This is a genomic window from Robinsoniella sp., from assembly GCF_034124845.1.
Map to the genome: position 1 here is coordinate 1 of NZ_JAWYAJ010000358.1, position 3,363 is coordinate 3,363.

Consider the following 3,363-nt stretch of genomic DNA (forward strand, 5'->3'; position numbering starts at 1 on the left):
TGGATAACCCCTGCTTCTCCAAATGCAGTACATAGGAATTTAAATTAGTCGAAGTCACCTGCTCCGGTTCATTCACACCCTTTTCATCCAAAAAAGCAAATAGCTTTTTTAAATCTCTTTGATAAGACATCACTGTACTGTTCGATGCATTTTTAATTTGTATTAAATAAGTAAGAAATTGTGGTATATCTTGTGTCATGTCAACAGCTCCTAACGGAATTATTCTAAAAAGATAAGAAAAATCAAGGTTACGCGTGTCCCTTGATCTCCCCGCAGCTAATATTATGTTAACATTATAATAATATTCCTGCATAAAATCAAATAGTTTTTTTACACAAAAATACCTAAAATTACAGCAATAGACCCCAAAATACCAGATATCGCTTTCCCTCTTTTGCTATGTACCACATATGGTAAAAATTCGCCATAATATTTCCTTTTATTTTCAATAAATCTTCAAAATCTGCCTTACAATCCAGGGATTTATATAACTTTCCGTGAATATGCCCAATAACATAACCCCCAGTGTACCTACTAGCAGCAGAACATAATTCCATTCAAAGGTTACATTTCGATTATGGCTCTTATTTTGAAACCTCTTGATTGCTTTTTCATAAACCGATTTCAAAAATACTAAGAGGGCCGGAATATAAAACAGACATTGAGGCAGGATTGACGCGATAAAAAACAATATCCCAAACATGCCTATTTTCAATACTGATAATGTGATTACAACCCCAGCTGAATACCCAAGCCATAGCAGAAAAATAAATATGCATGGCAGTCCGGCAACGGTATACCCCAATAACCACAGCAGTAAAATCCACTTTAATCTCCTTTCCAGCACAAAAAAGAAGAAACTATTCAGATCCAGCTCCATATATTTATATTGCCTGATAAAATAATTGCTGAGTATTCCCGTCTGATTAATATAAACATCCCCGGCAAAATTTGTCCAGAGGATCCCCCCAAGAAAGCCCAGAAAGAAAACTCCGGCAAATATCCAAAAATGCTTCCCTATCCAATCTATTTTTTTCATCTTTAAACACTCCCGGCCTTTTACTATTATTCTATGCCGGGAATGTCCATCTCATAACAAGAAAAGCCAAATCAACACATTACGATAATTTTATTCGGCGTGGTCTGTGGCGGAATGCTTCTTGTTGTAGCTCCGTAAAACACGATGAGCAGTCGATTCTGTAAATTACAGGTAAACCGCTGTCCGTTTGGCGTAACTACATCTGTTCCACGTCCAACATTTAATTTCAAGGAATTGTTTACCGCTTCCAGACGATTATTAAAATAATCTACCATAACATTTTCCTGGGGTCTTCTCTCTGTGATGATCACAGCCTGATACTGTGGCGGATAGATTAAAGGCACAGGAAGGTTTGCATCATAAAATGCTGCTACATTCATTCCTCTGCGCAATCTCCTTTCATTTACCACATAGGTATTTGGTGAAATGATAAAATTGACCACTCCATTATCTGTTAAAATCGATACAATCTGCTGGCAGCATTCATTCCCAAACATTCTTATATCCTGAATTACACCATATACAGCAACGTAATTAGCATTATCCATAAATCTACCTCACTTCTTTTACATTTATTATATGCTGTGTAAAATTACCTGTGAAGAACAAAATTCGGCATGCATATCTCCTTTTCCCCACAGAAAATTTCAAATTTCTGCAAAATTCCCGTAATTTCCTCTTGATTCTTTTCTCGTTTTGTTTTATTATATAAGAGTACAAAACATACGAGGCATACATGTCACGAATGATAAATTTTAAAAATACCAAAGACCGCTTATCTCTATAGACAGGCAAAGTACAAATGATAAAACTTGGAAGTTTTGGTAGAATACGTAAGATTTAATGAAGTACATAAGATAACATCAGTATATACTGATGAAACACACAAGATTACTTACAGATGATAATAGTATACTTATGATTAACGATTGTTTTAAAATTACATAAGATGACCTACGAATGATAATTTAATAAGATACTTAAGATATAATATTTATATTGAAACTACACAAGATAACTTACACATGACTTTACATGAACTTAAGATAACAATTGATTTTTAATTACGCAAGATAACTAACAAATGATTGCATTTTTTACCTAAGATGAAAATTAAGACAGCTTACAAATGATGATTTAGATACTTCAGATAAAATTTTAGAATTGTAATTACATACTTAAGAAAAAGAAAGACAGCTGATTTGGCTGTCTTTTTATTTGCTTCTTTTATGCGATTTCCTGGGTATCTGCGGAAGCAATAATAATCTGTTCGATCTCATCCAGGGTTTTCCCGTTTTCTACCATAAGATTATAAAGTCTGCCTACTTCTTCTTCCCGTTTTTGCTGTACTAAGCTTTCTTTCAATGCCAGTAACTCGTCCAGTTTTCTACTGACCTTTGCTATCTGCTCGTCCACACTCCGAATCTGATCATCTAATTTCTTTTTTGGTCCTCTTGCCATTTTGCGCCTCCTATGGTTAACTTTAGTATCATTATATGCCTCGTCTCTCACTTTTATGACTGCAAAGTTACGAGGAGCCATCATTCTTCTTAATTAATATGGTAACCACGGTCCCCTTACCCAACTGGCTTTCCAGAGTCAGTTCGCCATTACACTGTGCTTTTAATCTATTCTTTACATTTTCGATTCCAATGTGGGAACGTCCATCCTCTTTTTTATGGTACATATCAAATCCTGCACCATCATCCGCTACCTTAATCAGAATACCTGCCCTGGTATTCTTTGTAGAAATTGTTATGGTGCCGCCCTCAGACTTTTTTGTCACACCATACCGCACAGCATTTTCCACCAGTGGCTGTATTGCCAAGGAGGGTAAATGAAAGTCAGATATCTCTATATCGTAGTGGACCTTTAACCGGCATCCAAACCGCAGTTGTTCCAATGCCAGATAATTTTTAATATGATTCAACTCCTTCTGAAAGGATATTAGAGACGAACTGGACAGTGAATCCAGATTCTCCCGCAGAAACCCGGCAAAGTCTCCCACCGCCTGCTCAGCCCTGCCAGGATCAATTACACACAGCTGTTTAATCGCCGTTAAGGAATTATACAGAAAATGAGGCTGGATTTGGCTGATCGCAATTGCAATCCGATTTTGTGCCAGTTCTACCTCCAGTTTCCTTGCATTTTTAATTTCATTTATGTTGATCTGGAGGCAGCGCAGCATATAAAAAAATTGAATCAGCATAAAGACCCCATAGGATATTTTTGTCATGGTATAAGTAGGTGTAAAATTCGTAAAATAATGTTCCACATCAAAGCCACACAACAGTAGAATACTGCTTACCAGCAGCAGAAATTTT

5 protein-coding genes are annotated in these 3,363 nt (G+C 36.2%); all 5 read right to left on the reverse strand.

Annotated elements, in window-relative coordinates; all coding sequences use genetic code 11:
- A partial coding sequence (locus ACH2DQ_RS18005; RefSeq protein ID WP_395027739.1) for a site-specific integrase occupies nucleotides 1-199 on the reverse strand: 199 nt, incomplete at its 3' end.
- 246 nt (nucleotides 200-445) lie between these two features.
- The gene (locus ACH2DQ_RS18010; protein WP_394913085.1) at nucleotides 446-1,039 is read right to left on the reverse strand and encodes a stage II sporulation protein M; all 594 of its coding nucleotides are present in this window, start codon (nucleotides 1,037-1,039) and stop codon (nucleotides 446-448) included.
- Nucleotides 1,040-1,110: 71 nt separating this feature from the next.
- Nucleotides 1,111-1,587 (reverse strand): hypothetical protein, encoded by a 477-nt coding sequence (locus tag ACH2DQ_RS18015; RefSeq protein WP_394913084.1) that lies wholly within the window; start codon nucleotides 1,585-1,587, stop codon nucleotides 1,111-1,113.
- 679 nt (nucleotides 1,588-2,266) lie between these two features.
- Nucleotides 2,267-2,500 carry a hypothetical protein gene (locus tag ACH2DQ_RS18020; protein WP_394913083.1) on the reverse strand — a complete coding sequence of 78 codons (234 nt, stop codon included), beginning with the start codon at nucleotides 2,498-2,500 and terminating at the stop codon, nucleotides 2,267-2,269.
- 67 nt (nucleotides 2,501-2,567) lie between these two features.
- Nucleotides 2,568-3,363 (reverse strand): sensor histidine kinase (locus ACH2DQ_RS18025; RefSeq protein ID WP_395027742.1); only part of this gene is annotated, 796 nt, incomplete at its 5' end.

What these genes read in the sequence shown, in the direction of transcription:
- ACH2DQ_RS18010 (WP_394913085.1), bottom strand. Translation starts at nt 1,039, where the DNA reads ATGAAAAAAATAGATTGGATAGGGAAGCATTTTTGGATATTTGCCGGA.
- ACH2DQ_RS18015 (WP_394913084.1), bottom strand. Translation starts at nt 1,587, where the DNA reads ATGGATAATGCTAATTACGTTGCTGTATATGGTGTAATTCAGGATATA.
- ACH2DQ_RS18020 (WP_394913083.1), bottom strand. Translation starts at nt 2,500, where the DNA reads ATGGCAAGAGGACCAAAAAAGAAATTAGATGATCAGATTCGGAGTGTG.